General features: G+C 27.9%; 16 protein-coding genes. All 16 read left to right on the top strand.

Features of this window, described 5'->3' with window-relative positions; all coding sequences use genetic code 4:
* Positions 1–37: 37 nt before the first annotated feature.
* Positions 38–1,141, top strand: a complete 1,104-nt coding sequence (gene pdhA / locus ABNT63_RS03110) for a pyruvate dehydrogenase (acetyl-transferring) E1 component subunit alpha (RefSeq protein ID WP_348736384.1) — start codon at positions 38–40, stop codon at positions 1,139–1,141.
* Entirely contained in the window at positions 1,141–2,130 is a 990-nt protein-coding gene (locus ABNT63_RS03115) for an alpha-ketoacid dehydrogenase subunit beta (protein ID WP_348736386.1), read from the top strand. Before pdhA ends, ABNT63_RS03115 begins: the two co-directional genes overlap by 1 nt.
* 19 nt (positions 2,131–2,149) lie before the next feature.
* Positions 2,150–3,433, top strand: a complete 1,284-nt coding sequence (locus tag ABNT63_RS03120) for a dihydrolipoamide acetyltransferase family protein (RefSeq protein ID WP_348736388.1) — start codon at positions 2,150–2,152, stop codon at positions 3,431–3,433.
* A 16-nt stretch (positions 3,434–3,449) separates the two neighbouring features.
* Positions 3,450–4,832, top strand: coding sequence for a dihydrolipoyl dehydrogenase (lpdA, locus tag ABNT63_RS03125; protein WP_348736390.1), 1,383 nt, complete (start codon positions 3,450–3,452; stop codon positions 4,830–4,832).
* Positions 4,833–4,977: 145 nt separating this feature from the next.
* The gene (locus ABNT63_RS03130; RefSeq protein ID WP_348736392.1) at positions 4,978–7,020 is read left to right on the top strand and encodes a hypothetical protein; all 2,043 of its coding nucleotides are present in this window, start codon (positions 4,978–4,980) and stop codon (positions 7,018–7,020) included.
* 71 nt (positions 7,021–7,091) lie between these two features.
* The gene (locus ABNT63_RS03135; RefSeq protein WP_348736394.1) at positions 7,092–9,299 is read left to right on the top strand and encodes a hypothetical protein; all 2,208 of its coding nucleotides are present in this window, start codon (positions 7,092–7,094) and stop codon (positions 9,297–9,299) included.
* 679 nt (positions 9,300–9,978) lie between these two features.
* On the top strand, positions 9,979–10,764 hold the full coding sequence (locus tag ABNT63_RS03140) for a hypothetical protein (RefSeq protein ID WP_348736395.1): 786 nt from the start codon (positions 9,979–9,981) through the stop codon (positions 10,762–10,764).
* Between the two features lie 153 nt (positions 10,765–10,917).
* Positions 10,918–11,427: a hypothetical protein gene (locus ABNT63_RS03145; RefSeq protein WP_348736397.1), complete on the top strand. Its 510-nt coding sequence runs from the start codon at positions 10,918–10,920 to the stop codon at positions 11,425–11,427.
* Between the two features lie 306 nt (positions 11,428–11,733).
* A complete protein-coding gene (locus ABNT63_RS03150) occupies positions 11,734–13,074 on the top strand; it encodes a hypothetical protein (RefSeq protein WP_348736398.1) in 1,341 nt (446 codons plus the stop codon).
* Between the two features lie 14 nt (positions 13,075–13,088).
* Entirely contained in the window at positions 13,089–13,820 is a 732-nt protein-coding gene (locus ABNT63_RS03155; protein ID WP_348736400.1) for a hypothetical protein, read from the top strand.
* Between the two features lie 29 nt (positions 13,821–13,849).
* Positions 13,850–15,724, top strand: a complete 1,875-nt coding sequence (locus ABNT63_RS03160) for a hypothetical protein (protein ID WP_348736402.1) — start codon at positions 13,850–13,852, stop codon at positions 15,722–15,724.
* A 93-nt stretch (positions 15,725–15,817) separates the two neighbouring features.
* Positions 15,818–16,591 carry a hypothetical protein gene (locus tag ABNT63_RS03165; RefSeq protein WP_348736403.1) on the top strand — a complete coding sequence of 258 codons (774 nt, stop codon included), beginning with the start codon at positions 15,818–15,820 and terminating at the stop codon, positions 16,589–16,591.
* Between the two features lie 90 nt (positions 16,592–16,681).
* Positions 16,682–17,350 carry a hypothetical protein gene (locus ABNT63_RS03170; RefSeq protein ID WP_348736405.1) on the top strand — a complete coding sequence of 223 codons (669 nt, stop codon included), beginning with the start codon at positions 16,682–16,684 and terminating at the stop codon, positions 17,348–17,350.
* A gap of 13 nt (positions 17,351–17,363) precedes the next feature.
* Positions 17,364–18,905: an AAA family ATPase gene (locus tag ABNT63_RS03175; RefSeq protein WP_348736407.1), complete on the top strand. Its 1,542-nt coding sequence runs from the start codon at positions 17,364–17,366 to the stop codon at positions 18,903–18,905.
* Between the two features lie 26 nt (positions 18,906–18,931).
* A complete protein-coding gene (locus ABNT63_RS03180; RefSeq protein WP_348736409.1) occupies positions 18,932–20,491 on the top strand; it encodes a VWA domain-containing protein in 1,560 nt (519 codons plus the stop codon).
* Entirely contained in the window at positions 20,481–20,990 is a 510-nt protein-coding gene (locus ABNT63_RS03185) for a dUTP diphosphatase (protein ID WP_348736411.1), read from the top strand. The genes ABNT63_RS03180 and ABNT63_RS03185 overlap by 11 nt, the downstream gene beginning before the upstream one ends.
* Positions 20,991–21,005 lie beyond the last annotated feature (15 nt).

Genomic DNA, 21,005 nt, shown 5'->3' on the forward strand with positions numbered 1-21,005 from the left:
AAATATTTAAAAAACAGGAAAGGCAGGAATCAAAAAGATGTATTTTAACAAATTTGATTCGTTAAAAAATGAAATGCTTCAAATTATGGATGCAACGGGAAAGATTGTTAAACCAGATTTGATGCCAAAAATTAGTGACGATGAGGTTTTAACAGCGTATAAATTAATGTGCTTATCACGTCGCCAAGATGATTTTCAAAATAAAATTCAAAGACAAGGAAGAATGCTATCATTTCTTTCATCAACTGGGCAAGAAGCAACTGAAGTAGCATATGGAATGCAAATTATTAAAGGAAAAGACTGATTTTCCTCAGCATATCGAAATAATGTTGCTTGATTAGCAACAGGTGTTCCAATGCGCAATATTATGTTATATTGATGTGGAAATGAAATGGGAAGTTATATGCCAGAAGGAATTAATACTTTACCAATTAATATTCCAATTGCAACACAATATTCGCATGCAACTGGGTTAGCATTTTCTGAAAAATATAATAAACGTGATGGTGTTGTTATTACAACAACTGGTGATGGTGGTTCTTCTGAAGGAGAATTTTATGAAGCAATGAACTTTGCGAAGTTACATGAAGTTCCAGCGATTTTTATTGTGGAAAATAATCAGTATGCAATTTCAACTCCGCGTCATAAAGCAACGAAAGCAATAAACTTTGCAGTAAAAGGAATTGCGGTTGGAATGCGAAATATTTTAGTTGATGGGAATGATTTTTTTGCAGTTTATGCTGCTGTGCAAGAAGCTATTAAATTTGCTCGTAAAGGTGAAGGACCATCATTAATTGAATGTAATACTTATCGAATTGGGGCGCATTCATCAGCTGATGACCCCAAGGTTTATCGTGATGAAAAATTACATCAAGAGGCATTAAAAAAAGACCCTTTAATTCGTTTAAAAGCTTATTTAATTAAACAAAAAAAATGATCAGAAAAAGAACAAGAAAAATTAGATGCTGAACAAGATAAATTTATTAAAGATGAATTTGCATGAGTTGAAGCAAACAATACTGTTTCAATTCATGATATTTTTGCTTACAATTATGCTGAAATGCCAAAATTTTTAGAAGAACAATATCAAGAAGCAGAAGCATTTTTTGCAAAATATCCAAGTAAAGGAGGACACCACTAATGCCAGTTGTAAATAATATCCAAGCATTAACTCATGCTTTAGATTTAGCAATGGAAAAACACCAAAATATTGTGATTTATGGTGAGGATGTTGGTTTTGAAGGAGGAGTCTTTCGTGCTACACTTGGTCTACAAGCAAAATATGGTGAAAACCGTTGTTTTGATGCGCCAATTGCCGAAGCAACATTAGTTGGAACAGCAGTGGGGATGGCCATTAACGGAATGAAACCAATTGTTGAAATGCAATTTGAAGGATTTTCGTATCCATCATTTCAGCAACTTTTTACCCATGTTGCTCGATTACGTAATCGCTCACGCGGTCGTTTTACTTGTCCATTAATTGTTCGTATGCCAATGGGTGGTGGAATTCGTGCGTTAGAACATCATTCTGAAGCAGTTGAAGCAATGTTTGCACATAATCCAGGTTTAAAAGTAGTTATTCCTTCAACTCCATATGATACCAAAGGATTATTATTAGCAGCTGTTGAATCACCTGATCCAGTTATCTTTTTAGAACCAACGAAGATATATCGCGCTTTTAAACAAGAAATTCCTGATGAATATTATACTTTACCAATTGGTGAAGGTTATAAAATTCAAGAAGGAGATGATTTAACAATTGTTACTTATGGAGCACAAGTTAGTGAATGTGAAAAAGCTTTAGCACAATTAAAAGAAGAAGGTTTTTCTGTTAATGCTGATTTAATTGATTTACGAACAATTCAACCATGAGATCGTGAAATCGTTATTGAATCTGTTAAAAAAACAGGACGAATTTTAGTTGTTCATGAAGCTGTTCGTTCATTTTCAGTCGCATCCGAAGTTATTACAACTGTTAATGAAAAATGTTTTGAATATTTAAAAGCTCCAGCGGAACGAGTAACTGGTTATGATATTATTATTCCATTTGATCGTGGTGAACATTATCATCAACCATCAGTTCAAAAAATTGTAGTTAAAATTAAAGAATTAGTTAACTACCAATTTTAGATAGGAGTTGAAAGTAAAAATGGTAAAATTTAAATTCGCCGACATCGGTGAAGGATTAACAGAAGGAAAAGTAGCCAACGTTATGATTAAAGTTGGTGACAAAATTAAAGACGGAGATGAAATGTTTGCCGTTGAAACTGATAAAGTTAATACGGAAATTTTTGCACCATGTGATGGTATTGTTAGCAAAATTAATATTAAAGTTGGCGATACAATTTATGTTGGTGATGTAGTAGTTGAAATTTATGATGGTACTGCTGGCGATAGTCCAGCACCAGCAGTTCCCGAACAGTCAACAGTAGCACCAGTTAAAGAAGAAAAAGCAGCAGGAGTAGTTGGAGCAGTTCCTATTTCTAATACCGTTTTAGCACCACGTCATTTACCAAGTAATGGTAATACTAATGTTGATCATAATAAAAATGTGTTATCAACACCAATTGTGCGAAAAATGGCAGCTGATTTAAAAATTGATTTAACACAAATTCAAGGTTCAGGACCAAACGGTAAAATTATGAAAGCTGATTTAGACCAAAGGGCGAAAAGGGCAGTAACTGGCCCTACTTTATCAACATTGCTAATTGATATTCCGCAAATTAATGCAACTGGTGCTGTTCGCCGCGAAGCAATGTCACCAATTCGGAAAGCAATTGCAAAACAAATGACTTTATCAAAAACTGTTATTGCTGAGACAACATTAATGAAAAATATTGATGTAACAAAATTAATTGAAATTAGAACACAATTAAAAGGTCAAGCAGAACAACAAGGAATCAAGTTAACATATATGCCTTTTTTTATGAAAGCTTGTGCAATTGGTTTAAAAGATTTTCCAATTTTAAATGCGTCATATGATCAAGACCAACAAGAAATTATTTTTAAAGACTATTATAATATTGGAATGGCAACTGATACACCGATTGGTTTAATGGTTCCTGTTGTTAAAGGGGTTGATCAGTTAAATATTCTGCAAATTGCAAAAATGATTAATGATTTAGCAGCAAAAACACGTGAACGTAAATTAAAACCTGATGAAATGAAAGATGGAACCTTCACAATTACTAATTTTGGGTCAGCGGGCATTGAATTTGCCACACCAGTAATTAATTTCCCAGAGGTAGCAATCTTAGGGGTTGGAATTATTAAAAAAGCACCAGTTATTAATAAAAATAATGAAATAGAAATAAGTTCAATCTTACCATTATCGTTAACGATTGATCATCGTTTAATTGATGGTGCTGATGGTGGTCGCTTTTTAGCACGAGTAACAGCGTTACTAGAATCACCAGCTTTATTATTATTGTAAGAGAAGAGGTTATGAAATGGAAAACAAATATGATGTAATTATTGTTGGAGCAGGTCCAGGTGGTTATGTTACAGCGATTAAAGCAGCACAAGAAGGTTTAAAGACACTAATTATTGAAAAAGAATATTATGGTGGTGTTTGTTTAAATGTTGGTTGTATTCCAACAAAAGCGTTATTAAAAAGTAGTAAAGTATATGATATGATGAAACATGCTGACAATTATGGGATTGATGTCGCAAAAGCAGCAGTAGCGCCAAATTGAGTAAAAATGCAAGAACGAAAAGCAAAAGTAGTAACGCAATTAACAAAAGGGGTTGAATTTTTATTGAAAAAAAATAAAGTTGACCTAGTTAAAGGCGAAGCAAAAGCAATTGACAAAAATACTGTTGAAGTTGCTGGTAAACGTTATTTATGTACTAATTTAATTATTGCAACTGGAAGTGTTTCACGTGGATTACCATTACCAGGGTTTGAGCAAGCTGAAAAAGCTGGTTATGTTATATCATCAACAGAAGCTTTAGCATTACCAGCAATTCCAAAAAAATTAATTATTATTGGTGGAGGTGTAATTGGCATTGAATTTGCTTGCTTATATCATCGTTTAGGAACCGAAGTAACAATTTTGCAAGGTTTAGACACTATTTTAGAGTTATTGGATAAAGATATTCGTGAAGAATTAACAAAATTGTTGATTAAAAATAAGGTAAAAATTGAGACTTCAGTGAAAATTAAAACAATTAAAGGTAAATCAGTAATTTATGATAATAGTGATGGTAAAGAAGTAAAACTAACATCAGATTATTGTTTAGTTTCAGTTGGTCGAACACCAGTAACAACTGGTTTTGAAAACATTGGGTTAAAAATCGGAGAAAGAAAAAACATTGAAGTTGATGAGCAATGTAAAACAAACTTGCCAGGTGTTTATGCAATTGGAGATGTTGTGGGACGTGCAATGCTGGCTCATGTTGCTTCAGCACAAGGAATTTTAGTAATTGATAGTATTAAAGGAAAAAATGTAAAAATGAATTATAATCGAATTCCTTCGTGTATTTACTCATTCCCAGAGGTAGCAACAGTTGGAATTACTGAAGAACAAGCAATTAAAGCTAAAATTGCTTATAAAGCATTTAAATTTCCGTTATCAGCAAATGGTAAAGCAATAGCTGATGGTGAAACTGATGGTTTTGTTAAAATCTTATGTGACCCAAAATATGACGAAATTTTAGGAGCGCATATTGTTGCTGCAACAGCAACAGATATGATTTCTGGAATTACTGCTTGTATGGAAACAGAAGGAACAATTCATGAATTGGCAAAAACAGTTCACCCACATCCAACCCTATCAGAAATTATTATGGAAGTTGCTCATGGTTTAGAAGGCCATGCAATTCATATTTAAAGTTACAGAAGTAACTTTTTTTATTTAAAAAAAACAATTAAAAAGCTTAATTTTGTTCAAAAAGGTTGCTTTGCATTTAATATTAATTTTGTTATAATAAATCCATTCAATAGGTTTATTATTAATCTTACTAAAGGAGATTTCAATGGCAAGAAAACCAGGTAGTTGACATAAACTTAATAACTTAACAAAGAATGTTACTGTAGCATCACGTAAAAAAGGGTTACTTGCCGCAATTTGTGCTGTGTTATATCTTGGTGCTTTAATTCCCTCTGCTTATTTTGGTGTGTCATTTTTAGCAAATATTTTAAATTATGGTGGAATTGAAACTGATGGACCCTTGCCTGATGTTAATGATGGGGATTATTTTGAAGTTAACTTTGCAAAAACAAAACTACGCGATAATACAACAACAACTCCGGTTTTTGAAACTTATGAAATTCCTCCTGACCCTAATACTGGGCAAGTTGCACAAACTCGCGCTCGTGCGAGATCATTACGATTAGAATATGCTTATAATTTAATTTTTAAAAAAGCACCTAGTTTATACATTACAAACAATATCTTTTTTAAGAATAAATACAAAAATCCTAAGCAAATTCAAATTTTAGATATTTATACTGATTCATGAGGGACACAACAGTTAAGTCTTGCTGATGTGCAACAAAACCAATTTAATTTGATGAAAAATTTATTATTTTTAAAAATCAAATACGAAGACGTAATCCAAAAAAATCTGGTTTGAATCCCAACCCTATTTGTTGGAAATGAAGGATTTTTATCAAACTTTTTAAGTTTTAAATTAGGAGAAACAAGAAACAAAGATGATTTAAAACCAACAATTTGAGAAAAACAAACAAATGTTCTAGGTGAACAAGCTAATAATATTATGATTAATGGTACTAATGATAGTTTGGCGTTAGCAGATCAAGTTTATGCTGCCTATAAAGAACGTTTTGCTGCTTTTTATGCAGAAAATAAAGGAAATGATAAAGAATTTATTGGTGATTATAATCCATATAGTAATTTTGTTATTTCAAGTGTTAATCAAAATGATCAACTGTTTCCAGGAACTGCTATTGATAGTACGCATTACATGCTTGATATTAATCGGGTAATTCAGTCAGCATATAAAAAGGGTGATTCAGAGCAAAGTTTTGCAAAAACAGACACTCAAATTAATGGTAAATATATTCCACAATTATTAATTTTTTTAATTAATATTTTAGAAACATCACAAAATCGTGGTTTAGTCTTACCAAAAGAACTTGTACCAATCGAATGACAATTTTGATATCAACATCTTCAACCAAAACGTTTAAATGTTAACCAACCAGAGCAATTTTACTTTATGTTTTTACCGCAAGGTGAAATAATTCAAAATGTGATTGCAAATCGATTGGGAGAGCAAATTAAAGATGTTTTAAATGGAAAATATTCATTAGCAACAGCAATTAGAGAATTACAAGAAGATGTTTTGAGTAACCCTAATAGTTCAAAATATAAATGAGTTTATGATTGAAATATTTTACCATTTCAATCATATGGAATAATTGAAAAAGCAGATTATACTGTTGTTAAAAGAACGATTCAAGAAAATGGTGATTTAACAATTAGTTTTAATAATAATCAAGTGGCAAAAACAAAATATGTAATAATTGATCAACCATCATTACATTCAATTACTAATTTAGTTAATCCTGGTGATCATGATGCCTATTTAATTAGTGATAAACAAAAACGAAATACTTTATTTGTAAAATATTGAAGTGCTAATTTATATGGAGCACAAAAACCATTAAATTACATTGATATTGATGTTCGAAATATTCTACATGATGTAACTTCATTTAAAACAATGTTACAAAAACAAATTGTTAATCGTACATGGGAATTTATACAAAATATTAGTCAAATGGTAGGAAACAATTTAAACATTAGTGATAATGTATCACAAATAGATTATGCTAATGGAATTGCAAAAGATATTATCACATTTACACCTTTAAATAATTATCATAATAGTGCTGCTACTTTTAATGATTGATTTTATGCATTGCAAATTAGCAGTGAACAAAGATATAGTAATTTAACTGTTCTTGATATTAAATTAGAATTAAAAGCAAAAGAAAATGTTCCAGACTATCTTCAAGCAATTACTTTCCGTTTTAACATTAATTATATTTAAAATTTATGTATAAAATATGAAAATGTGTATAATAATAGTAAATATTAATGTTTGAAAAGGAAGGGATTTACATGCGTAAAATTTTAACACTCCTAACAACATTTCTGGCTACAAGTGCTCCTATAGCTAGTGTTATATCGTGCGGAACGCCTTATCCATCAAAAATTATTGGAAGAGAGAATATTTCAACAGAATTCACTTTAATTAATAATGTTATTGTTACTGATGATAATATGACTGTAGAAGAATCAATTTTTAATCAAGCAAAAATTGAAGGGAGGCTCTCTCAAGATTTGCTTTTAGATTTTTTTGAAATTACTGATTCGAAAAATATGGTAAAACCGGTTACTGCTAATACACCACAAACTGGATATGTTGTTTTAACAATTCGCCACGATGAAGATATTCCATATATTGGTTCAATTACCGTTCGTTTTACTTTAGTTAAAAAGTTGTCAATGGATATTAGTCAAATTATTAACTTAGAAAATATATGAGATGTCACAAAATATGAAAATGTTGAGGAATTATATAATGAGATTTGAGAAAAGGCCGTTGGTAGTTTTAAACCAGAAACGCCAATTGATTCAGAAACTTATGATATCTCAGGTTTTCAATTGCCAGGCGATTATAACAAAGCATTGCCTGTAACAATGTTTGCTGAATATAATGGCAAAACAAATACGCCAACAAGTCTTTTTAGTGGGACAATTACAATTAAATTAAGCATTATTAGTTATCGTGCTATGGTTAATTTGAAATTACAGCAGAATAACTTAGAACCAGCAAAGTTATATGACTTAGTGTGAAAAGAAGTTAAACAACAGTTTAACGATGATTCGCAAGTTTCAAGTGATTATAATAACTATCAAATTGATTGAAGTACTGTAACAGAACCAAATATTGGTGGTAATACAGAGTTGAATTTTTTAGGAACACCAATTAATGAAAGCATTCATCATTATATGCGAGTTGTTGGATTCATTGTTAAAGATCAAATTGAATTACCACCAACAATACAATTATCAATTCCAATTGTTGTAACTCAACAAGAACGACCAAATGTTGATAAAGATTGAATTTGAAAATTAGTAATGCGTGAAGCAAACATCAATGGTGGCCCAGCATTAACTAATTTTGACACCACAAGTTGACAATCAATATTTAATAAGAATTGACCTAATATTGGGCGAAGAGAAAAAGTTACTTTGCAGGCACTTAATCTTAACACTGACCCAATGTTTAAAGGCAATATTGCAATCACATTAACATTAATTAATCAAGGAATTGATCCTGGGTTATTAGCATTAGAGCCAATTTTATTGGCTGAAGATGATAAACACACAACAAACTCAGTTTTAGATTTAGTATGAGATAAATTGATTAATAATAAGGCATGGAATCCGCATTTATCACGTGATTTAGTGAATTTTGAACCTCAAGACCTAGACAGACTAAGTAATGCTTTAAAAGAAACTAAAAAAAGTGGAAAATGAGAAACTTATGTAATGAATATTTCTGGAAAACAAGAAGTTGCTGGTCGTGATTTTAAAGTTACTGTTCACGGTCAAATTAAAATGGTTAATAAGCCAATTGAAGAAACCCCCGTAGTTGATTTATCCTATAAAACTTATAAATTTGTGCCAAGAAAACAAAGTAGTTTGGACAACCAAGTGCCATATTTAGCTCATCAAATTTGAGGCGATATTATTAAAAATTCAATATTTATTGATGAAGATGAACCAACTTTTGGGCTTTCTAAAATTCAAACGGATTGAAATTACTTTGAGTCAATTTGTCAACAACTAAATGAATCGATTAATAAATATGATGTAAGTAGTAGTGATAATAAAATTCCTTTAGAGTTGCAATTTTCATCTAAAAATAATGCTATTTTTACAGGTCAAGTTACTCTTAAATTAAATTTAACCCCAACTGTCCCAATTAAGTTTAATCTTGATTTAACAAGTTCAATGTTACCAATCTTTATTCGTAGTTTACCAAGAACATTAGCAGATAAAAAAGAATTAGTAAAAAATATGGTTAATGCAATCCTATATGATGGAATCATAAAAAATCCAAGTTTAAAAGGACAACAGCCAAATATTTTATGAGAATTATTATCTTATGATACAGAATCAGAAGAATTCATTGAACAATTTAATTTTCCAACAGAAAATAATCCACAACAAGAATTGATTATTAAGGTTAAAACATCAACTGGCCAATTCGCTAATAGTACATTTATATTAAAAATAAACTTAATTTATCAGCCTTAAAACTCTTCAAAAAAGAAGAGTTTTTTCTTTTATTAGATAGAATAAAAGTTAGATAGTTCCTAATATTAGAAAACCAGCTGTCTATGCACTAATTTCATATGCATAAAATAAATTTGGTAAATCAAAAATTAGTGAATCTGTAGGTTTAGATATACTATCTGAAAGTGACAAAACTAAAAATTTTTCAAAGTCAGTTTCAAACCTAAATAGATTTAGATAGAATATTCAAGATTTTTTATCTAAATTTTAGACCAAATGATTATTTTATTATGTTAATTTTTAAGAAAAATTTAACAGATATTAAAACTACAAAAAGGTAGTTTTATCATATTTTTTAATGTTGAAATAGATATGATAAACTACCTAATTATGATACAATTTTGCATATAAAAATAATTATATTAATTATTAGTTTATTAAAATAATAACAACTAAATAGAAAAAATAAAAAGTTATTAAATATTTAAAATTAATATAGATAGTTAATATTATACAAATAATCAATCTTGGTAATAATTTGAAAATTAATTTATTTTTTAAAATTTGTGAATTATGGAAGGAAGATATTTAGTGAAAAAAATAAGTATTTTAGTTGAAATAATATTATTTGTATATATTTTAATAACAATAATGCTAATGAAAAATATAGAAAGATTCCAAATCGGAAATAGAATAAAGATTGAAAAAAAATAGTGACAGTATTAAAGAACCATCGGTCTTAGAATCAAAATCACCAAAAATAACTCCATCTAGGACAGCAACATTCCCAAAGGTAATACATTCATTAAAAGGAGGAACATCAGTTGGAAGTCCATCAAATAGAAAAACATCAGTTGGAAATCCAACGCATAGAAGAACATCAAGCAGAATACCATCAGAAAGAAGAACAAATCCAAGAGAATTTCCACCAATAAAACCAATTGAAGAATCAGGAGGGTCTGGATCATCAGGTCCGCCATCAAGTAGTGCCTCGAATTCTTCAAATTCTTTAAGAAAAGAAAAGACAGTATCATCAACAAGTTTAGAGGAGCAAGTTCAAACATCAAGAGAAGTAGATGAAAATCTAAAGGTACCAAAAAATAACAGTGAAACATTAAATTCACAAGTAGAAGATGAAAATAAAGCGGATAAATTAAAAGCACTTGAAATTGTAGAGGAACAATATGAAGAAGTTTTAAAAAATAAGACAGAATTAGAATCAAAATTTTTAGAATTAGAATCAAAATTTAAAATAAACTTGGTCAAAACAGAATCAGAAACAGCAGAATTAAAGTATAAAACAGATGAGTTGGAATTAGTTAAAATAAGGCAAAAATATAATAGTTTACTAGAAAAAATAAGAGTTACAGAAGAAAAAATTCAAAAAATAAAATTAGAAATAAACAAAAAAAATAGAGAATATGCAGGAGAATTAATTTTTTTCCCACTAATTAATGAGATTGAAAAAAACAATGATGAATTGTAATTAACAATAACGAAAAGTACTTGAAAAATAATAGTTTCATTATTTAAAGATAATCCAAAAGAAGTATTTTTAATTGAATTAAAAAATCAAATTACTAGTTTTCATAAGAATGAGTATTTGGGATATTCAATTACTGATGCGGATATAAGTTCTTTGGCATATTTAATTTGAGATCATTTTAGTTATTACTATAATTTAACATGGGACTTAGGTGTTAATCAAGCAATAGAAATTACTTCCTATTCTGGATATGACCATGGATACTGAGACCCTGCTGATCCTTCTAGAAAAAATAGAGTTGTTGGTGAAAATACATCGGAAATATTTGGTGAAGAAGAAGAAAAACTTGAAATAAAAACATCTTTTCATAGTTCAAAGCAAGAATATGAAAAGGCACAAGCAGAATATAAACCAGCAGCAGAAAAATATATAAAAACAGCGGAAAAATATAATGAAGAAAAAGACGAATTTATGATAAAAACATTTGATTATGAAATCTTTTTAGGAAAAGAAAAGAATAGTTATATAATAAAAGATAAAAATGTTACAAAACAAAAACTTAATTATGAAAAAGTAAAATTAGAAGAAGTAAAAAAAAAAGAATTTGATTTAGTAGAAGAAGACCTTAAAAAATACAAGAAGAATTATAAAAAAATCAGTTAAATAATATAAGGCATATAGTGATTTTTATGATAAACTTGGTTCTAATTTTTCATGATATTTTGTTTGATATTCTCATAAAATTTATTCTGATAATCAACGTAACTTTAATTTTTGTCTAATATATTTTATAACTTCAAGATTAATGATTATTTTCTGGTGGCATTTTAATCGTTTAATCTTGCTTTTTATGTATAACCGGTACCTAAAACTTTATTCTAAGATTTTATTAAGAAAGATAGTATTTTTAAAAGAAAATGCTATAATCATTGTAAACAAAGGAGAAATTATTAAATTAGGTGATTATTGATGGAGAAAGCAACACAAGATTTTCAAAAAAATGATGTTCGGTTAACAAGAATGTATTTTACTACACCAATGGAAGTTATTGCTAGAATTATGATTTTAATTGGACAAGCGGTTATGCTAGGAGTAATTATTATTGTATCAGCTTCTTTAGCAATGATTGCAACTAGTAAATTACCAATTCCTGCCGTTTTTAATAATTTTGGTTTAGCTGACGGTGTTTTTCGTGGTCTTACCATTGTTATTGCTCTGTTTGGGATTATCTTTTCTTTAATATTTGTAGTTCCAACATTAATTGTTCGTAATATTAAACTTTTAAAGGTAACTGGAATTATTTTTAATACAGTCGGATGCATCTTTGTTTTACTAATGTTAGGATTAAGCATTATTGCATATCTTTATATTCCTGTTCGGTTAAATTTACCAGGGGTAATTATGGCTGGACTTTGTATGTTAATGTTATTTTGAGGCAGTTTTTTATTATGATTCTCAGCAATTCGTCAGCAGAAACGAATTAACCTTGCTGTTGCTGAAAGTTTAGATTTTAATTCTAAATTAAACATAGTTGAACAGGAAGGTGCTTTAATGAAAAAAACAGAAAATAGTAAAACAATAAATCAAGAACAATCAGCAAAAGTAGTAAAAAAAATACAGTTTGTTGTTGATAATCGTCCGCCAGTTTTAAAAAATTTAGATAAAACTGTTATTGATCACACCGTAAAATCATCAGGGAAATATGAATTAAATCGAAAACAACAAATTCGTCCGTTACCTTATCAATACAACATTGAAGCAAGTAAGTATTATTTTTCTACTAAAAGTGAAACAATAGCGAGAACTTTAATTGTCTTTTCACAATTATTGTTAATTTTAGTTGCTCTAATATATATTCCAACGTTAGGGCAGGTAGGAGCACAATTTATTATTTCTTTATTATCCAAATTTAAAACTCCATTTACTGATCAAATTGTAGCAATTGGTCAACCAATTGTAATTGGAATAATTATTTTATTAGCTATTTTATGGGTTACAACATTCTTTTTTATAACAATTCCAATTTTAATTACTAAAACATTAAAAACTGTTAATATTTGAATAATTATTGTTAGTATTGTTGGTAATATTAATTGTTCTTCAATTCTTGGATTAGCTATTTTACAATTTATTTATGCTAAAAATTCAGTTGCTGGATTAAATATTAACCCATTTGTGTTACCTTCAATTGTGATTGTTGCTTTTTGTTGTTTTATATTGGGGTGCTTATTTTTAAAAAGTGATCGTAAAAAATATCAAACCAAATTAGAAAATAAAATATCAAACCAAATTAGAGCACTAAGAGAGTAACGAGAAAAACTATTATGTTAACAAAAATTAGTTCAAAACGAGATGAATTAGCACTACAATGAAATACACGAATTGAAGTTGCAGCACGTTTATTAGTTATTAGTTTTTCAATTTTAGGAACTTTTATGGGTTATTTTATTAGTGCTGGTTGTGCAATGGCTTATAATAATATTAAAAATTTAACAGGTGTTATTTCCCATCGAACTTATGAATTACATTATATTATTGCTGGTATTGTTGGTCTAATTTGTGCTTGTTTTTTCTTTTGTTTTATTGGTTTGCCATATATAAAATTAAAAAAAGCAGCTAGTTTTAAAAGTTGAATTATTATTTCAAGTATTTTTTCAATAATATATTATACAACATGTTTTATCTTAGCAGTAATTTTTATGAATATGTTTAACACTATGAATAATTATTTTATTGTGGGTTTTACTTTATTTATTATTTGTTTTTTAGTAATTTTTTTATCATATTTTTTATTATGACGTGAAGTAAAAAAACAATGAATTTTACGAAAAAAATTTGAGTATTTAGCAGATGAAGAACAAATGAAACAAGTAGAAACAAAATTAGCAACTTTAGAATTACGACGTCAGCGCCTTGTTGAATTAGAAACAATTAAGTATAATAAAGAAAAGTATAGTTTAAATCATTTAAAGGAAAAAAAGAAAAATATTTATGTACAAAAACCTGTTTTAGAAGAGAAAGAACAAGAAGTTTTAAAATCATCTAAGCAAGAATAATATAATAAATATTAGAGGAGACTGTATTAATGAATAAAGAAGATAACAATAATAATGTGGTGAAATTAACAACTCAACCAGTTCGTCGAAAAATTTCTCGGAAAGCAAATTTAAATCTTTTTGCTATTATTACAATAATAGCAATTACTGCTGGGTTAGGTGGAGTTATTTACTCAATTATTGCTGCTTCTTTTTATCATGATAAAAATCCGTGAGCAAATGCTATTTTGTTAGATGATAAAATTACAAAAAAGGTTAATTCACAATTGTCAAAAGCATTAGTTGATTCTAATGGGGTTGCAAAACCAGATCATTTAACTAGTTATGTTTGGTTTAATGCTGGTGAAAAAGAGGGAATTGATATTTATGCTAATCTAACTAATATTCAAATTATTCAAGATATTTTTGCAAAAAATAATTGAATTGAAGATAATTTAAGTATTGTTGAAACAATGCTAAAAGGAACAGGGACTAGTTTATCAGGAACCAAAGTAATTTATCAAAATAATCTTTTGAATTTAGTTTTGCGACCAAAAATTTTATCTTATCCATATAATGATGGTGATGATAAATATGGTTTAGTAACAATTGTCCCAGTGGATTATCAACAAGGACTTTTTACATATAAAGTTCGTTTTGCTTTGCAATTAATTGCAACTGATTTTGCTGGTTATTATATTGATTTAAAGAAAACATTTGATTATACATATTATACAACAGAGGGTGCTTATCCAGTTGCTTTAACATTAAGTCAGCTTTTAAATTTAATTAGCAACCAAAAAATTATTAATTTAGTTCAGAAATATCATATTAGATTAGATAGCGACAATGAAGTAATTTTAAATAGTCTTTTAAGTGAATATTATCCAATTGCAAAACCAGATAATAGTATTCTTATTAATGAAGAAATTGCAAACAAAGATGGTGTTCCTTTTGCACCAATTGTTAAAACACCGTCGGGAAGTGACTTAACATTAAATATTAAGTATGATTCTAAAAAATTTAGTTCATTGCACCAATTTGGTGCTAATCTTTTTAATTATCATGATAAAAATTATTCAGCAATTCCTAATATTTTTACTAAAATTGGAGTTACAATGCCAACATTTGAAAATGTTAAAAATAGTTATGATTTATATGATCGAAACAGTGAAGATACTTTTCTTGCTGATGGAATGATTGACCAACGAGTAAACTCTTATCGAGGATTTATTAAGGAAATGGGGATTGATTCCGATAATATTACTGATAACTTTAATTATGTTACTAATGATAATAGCCAGTATGTTTGAGGCTCAGAACATCAAATTTTTTATAATGAAGTTAAAATTAAATTTTTAAATATTAATAACAATTTAGGAAATAATATTTATCGAAGTCCAACTAAAATTTACTATGATCAACAACGTTATACAAATACTTCAATTAATTTCCAAGCATTTGATTTATCGGCAAATGTTAAAGATGTTATTGAAAAAGTTCAATATGATGATTCTGCAGTAGAAATTGATCGTCGTTTAACAAATCAAATTGGAATTATTAAAACTAATTTAAAAGATTATTTATTAAAGCAATTAAATAATCCCTATATTAAAATTGATAATATTGTAAAAGAGATTACTGTTGGTGTTACAAATAATGTTTCTACAATTGAAGGAACCGTTTTTGTAAAACACTCACCTATTAATGGAACTTTGCGTGGGAATGATAATAAAGTATATCAAGATAAATTGTTAACTTTACCAAAAATTGATATTACAGTACGTTTTTCTTATGATGGTACTAACAGTAACACCCATAATTTATCTTATCAATATGATGTTGCATCTAAAGTAGTTAAAGATTGACGTGGTGTTGATAAAAATAATCTCAGTGTTTTACAAAGTGATTTTAACTTTTTTTAAAATTATACAACCCTTGATAAAATAACAAGTTTAGAAAATAATTATCGTGAGGAAATAATTGGTGTTGCTAATATATGATAAAATAATAATCCAATGGGAGCAGGAAATAAAGATAATAATTATCACGTTGAATTTTCAAATCGAAATTCGTTTGCAATTAAGTTAAATCAAGTTAATGTTGGACGGAATAATAACAATAATTTACGAGTTGGAACCTATAATGTTAGTGTGACAGCAACAAAAGGATCACTAAATTATCAAGGAACATTCACAACTAATTCAATTTATGTAAAAGCAGCGCCAATTGAACATCTTACAGTACCATCATTGTTTGCAGATAGTTCATGGACACAGCAACAAGCTTATTGACAAATTAAAACTAGTATTTTAAGTCAAGCTGCAAGATATGGTTTAAATTTAACAGATAGTGATTTTAGGATTAGTGGAATTTCAGAAAATAATGTTGAAAAATTACCAACTGGGAATAAAGCAATCACCATTACTGCTGTGGGAAATGATAATGTTGTTACTGGAACAGCAGTTGTTGATTTAATTGTAAATTCAATTAATATTAGAAAATATAATAGTGCACTTAAACTAGGCTTTCAAAAAGTAAATGATTCAATTGGTGAAACAATAAACAGTATTTTTGCACAATTACAACAAGTAGTTAATAAAGATGGATATAACATTGTAAATTTCCGTGAATATTTTAATGTTATTATTTTGACTGAAGATAATCGTGAATTAGATGCTAATGATGTCTTTTTAGAAGAAGGTAATTATTGATATTATATTAAAGTAACAAGTTTTGGAGCAAAATATTTTAAGGGAACAATATCAAATATTTTGATTGTTAAAAAATAGGAAAAAAATAATTTAATTGCCTAAATTTAGGGAAAATGTTAAAATGTTTACACAAATTAAAATAGGGTTAAATACCAAAGGGGGAACAAAATGTTTAAAAATAAGCCAACATATGGAAGTAAATTTCCAGATTTAGAGTTGCTTGATACTGAAGAAGAACGCCGAAAATATGAGGAGGAAGTTAAAGAATTATCTAAACAGGAGCAGAAACGTTTTAGTTATTTGTCACCAACTCAGCACAATGATTTTTCACAACGACGAATGTTTTGGGATAGTCCACTTGAACGAGTAGGGCGAAGTTTTATTATTTTTGGACAGTTAGTAGCAATTGTTTTAGCTTATTTTATTGGTCAAAAGGCAATTTTAGTTGTTTTAAGTAATTATCTTGATCCAAATATTAAAGTTTTTGCTGAGATTTATGTTAAAGATCTTTTAAGTTATGGGTTCTTATTTCTTAGTTTATTATTTAGTTTATTATATTTTATTCCGATGACAATGGTCCGAACTGCGGGTGCTATTTATGGATGAGGTATTTCTTATATTATGTTAGCAATTTTATATTTTTTATTTGTTGAAATTTTATGTGCAATTTTATTGATTCTAGGAAGTATTAAAGGAAATCCCACTGAACCAATTAATATTTGATTATTAGTTTTTATTGTTTTGGTTCTAATAATTACTTCTATTTGAATTGTTGGAGCATGCCTCTTAATTGTTAAATCAGATGATGTTAAACGAAGAATTAATTTAGAAGTTTAGGAGAAAAAAGAAAATGATGACACTTACAGAAAGATTAGAAGAATTAACCAAACAATTACAACAAAATGTTTATGAAAAAGAAGAAATTTTTAATTTAGCAATGTTAGCCATGCTAAGTGGTGAATCAATTTTTCTTTTAGGAAAACCCGGAATTGCTAAATCGTTAGTTTCACGTCGTTTAAAGCATGCTTTTAAAAATGGTGCTATTTTTGAATATTTAATGAATCGTTTTTCAACACCAGAAGAAATTTTTGGACCAATTTCAATTGAAGATTTACAAAAAGGAGTGTATAAGCGCTTAATTGATAAATATTTACCAAGGGCTGAAATTGTATTTTTAGATGAAATTTGAAAAGCAGGACCATCAATTCAAAATACTTTATTAACAATTATTAATGAAAAGATTTTTCGTAATGCTGGAGTAGATATAAAAGTGCCAATGAAATTATTAATTTCAGCGTCAAATGAGTTGCCAGCAGAAGGACAAGGTCTTGAAGCTTTATATGACCGTTTTATTATTCGTTATATTGCACAAGGGTTAAAAGACGAAGAAAACTTTAATGATATGATTGCTGGAGTAACTGAATTGGATGCAAAAGTTGATGAAGCTTTACAAATTACACATGAAGAATATGATACATGACGAAAAAAAATTAATAAGATTAAAATAACACCAGTAACTTTTGATTTTATTTCTCGATTTCGAAAAGCAATGTATATTGCGACTGAAGGTGAATATTATATTTCAGATCGTCGTTGAAAGAAGATTGCTCATTTAATGAAAGCTTCAGCATTTTATAATGGTCGTGATACAGTTGATAAAGCTGATTGGTTAATCATTCCATATTGTATTTGAGATGATGAACAACAAGAAGAAACATATAATGCTATTTTTAATGAATTTTATTTAGATGCTTTAACGTATGATGTTCGTGAAAAAAAGAATCGTTTAAACAAAGAATTAGAAGAATTATCATCTCAGTATGAAGATATCCAAGAAGTTAATAGTCGCAAAAGTGAATATTTGGATGTTTTTGATGGAAAATTACAAGGAACATTTCATCGAATTTTTTGAAAAAACCAACAGTATCCAATTTGTTTTATTCGTGTTGAAGATTTTATTGATGCTCGTCATAATAAGACACAACCCATATTAATTGAATTATATTATGGTGAAGATTTAGATAATATGGCAGATGTTTTGCAAACAGAGATTAGTTATGTTAATGATAGTACTTTTAAAATTATTAAAACAAATGAAGAAATTAAAATTGAAATTAAGAATTCAAAAGTGAATAATAATTCAAAACTTGAAAAAAGAATTTTAGCTGTTGAACGAGAAATTGATAGTTTAACAACTGCTTTTCCGGATGAAAAAGAACGATTATTATCTTTAAATTGCCTATTTTTTAAAGAACGTTTTATGTTGGCAGTTAATAATGCCTTTAGTGATAATAAAATAAATTTTAATGAAAATTGGTTAGAATTAGAACAATTTTCAAATTCAGAGCAAAAAATAAATAATAGTAATTTTGAACAATTAACAAAAAATTAAATGAGTAAAACAAGGGAGGATTTAATGTGAATCCATATTTAGAGCAAAAAGCGGGAGTTCAACTAGCTAGTAAGTTAACAACATTAAAAAATACGGATTTAGTTAATCCAAGGTTTGCTCTGATGAAAACAACGAACCGGTGATTAAGTGAAATGTTTGACCAAGCTGTTAATAATTTTTATGATCATCAAATTGAAAATGAAATTATGAAAATTAAGTTAGATTCAAATATCGAAAAAGAAATTTATTTATTTCATTGGATTAAAGTTAATGGTTATGATGGTTTAAAAAAGAATTATGCTTCAACACAAGATTTTTTATTTAAAGTTAATTCACTATTTTATGATCGGCTAAATTATTATCGTTATGAATTTAATAAAAAACAAAACAATAATCCAAATATGTTATTTCGTGATTTTATTGGAATTTGAGAATCCATTTTAATTAAAAGAATTAATGATTATCGTTTTGCAAAAATTGAAGAATTAAGAACAAAGTTTATGCAAGATTTATATAATAAAGTGGAAATTTATAATAAAGCTAATAGTTTATTAAAAACAGTATGAAACTTTTTTGGCAAAATATGAAATCCAGTAGAACTAAAAAAAGGTGTTAATATGTCAACCGTTGATAAATTTGCAAAATTTTTGGAAACTAATCCAGCAATTATGGAAATTGCAACATTATTAGGGCGTTTTCAAAGTGAAAGTAATTTAATTGAACAACGAATTTTAGAAGAAATTGTAATGGATTATGAATGAAAACCAATTGGTTCTTCACCAGAAGAAATTATTGGAGCAATTGAATCTAAAGATTTAGAACATATGTTTCCCGTCGAATTAGTTTTATTAAAAGATCCAGTTTTAAAATATATTTTTTATAAAAAATATATTGAGGACAAATTAACAACATTTGAATTTTTATCACAAGATAAAGTTTCCAAAGAACAAATTAAATTACGAACAATTGAAACATATGTTCCTGAAGAAAAAGGACCAATCATTTTATCAATTGATACCTCTTCTTCAATGCGAGGTAGTCCCGAACAAATTGCCAAAGCTCTTGCTTTAGCAATTGCAAAAATTGCTTTAGCAGAGCATCGCCCTTGCTACATGATTAATTTTTCTAAAAGTTTAGATGTTTATAATTTATCTTCTTTAAAAGATTCACTACCAAAATTAATTGAATTTTTGTCAAAAAGTTTTGCTGGGGATACAGATGTTGAGCCAGCATTAGAACATACTTTAACAGTAATGGATAGTAATGAATATTTTAATGCTGATTTGTTATTAATTAGTGATTTTTTAACTTCTGATTTATCACCTGATTTAATAACAAAGATAAATTTATTAAAACAGCGTCGGAATCGCTTTCATGCTATTGTTATTGGGACAATGGGTGCAAAAAATGTAGAAACAATTTTTAATAATGCTTGAATTTATGACCCACGTGATCCATTTGCTTCAGAACGAATAATTGCTTCGTTAACAGGGCAAATTGTAAAGAAATATGATAAAGTTCCTAATGCAAAAGCAATTTTAGGACAAATGAGAACTGCAAAGGAGATTAGCAAAAATGTTAAGTAACAATACTTTTAATTATTTGTTAGAAAACCAAAAAAAATTAGATAAGCATATTTTAACAAAATTTAACTTAAATAATAATGAAACATTTGAGAAACGAATTTTGGCTTTTTTAGTTGAGTTAGCAGAATTTATTAATGAACAACGTGATTTTAAATATTGAAGTGTTAAGCCGGCTTCAGCAAAAGATATTTTATTAGAAGAATATATTGATGGAATTCATTTTTTAATTAGTATTGGTAATAGTTTAACCGTTGACTTTAAAACATATCAATACCATAATGAATATTGTCAGGAAAATATTAATTTGACAAAACTTTATTTAGATTGTTTTGCAGTTGCAACAGAACTAATTAAAAATCAAACATCAGAAGTTTATTTTAAAGTTTTAAATCAGTATTTAATAATTGCTGAACAGTTAAAATTTACTGAAGATGATTTACTTACCGCTTATAATAAAAAAAATAAAATTAATTTTACTCGCCAAGAAAATAATTATTAAAAAAATGTTTTATAA

The sequence above is a fragment of the Spiroplasma endosymbiont of Ammophila pubescens genome, from assembly GCF_964020965.1.
Taxonomy (GTDB): Bacteria; Bacillota_I; Bacilli_A; order Mycoplasmatales; family Mycoplasmataceae; genus Spiroplasma.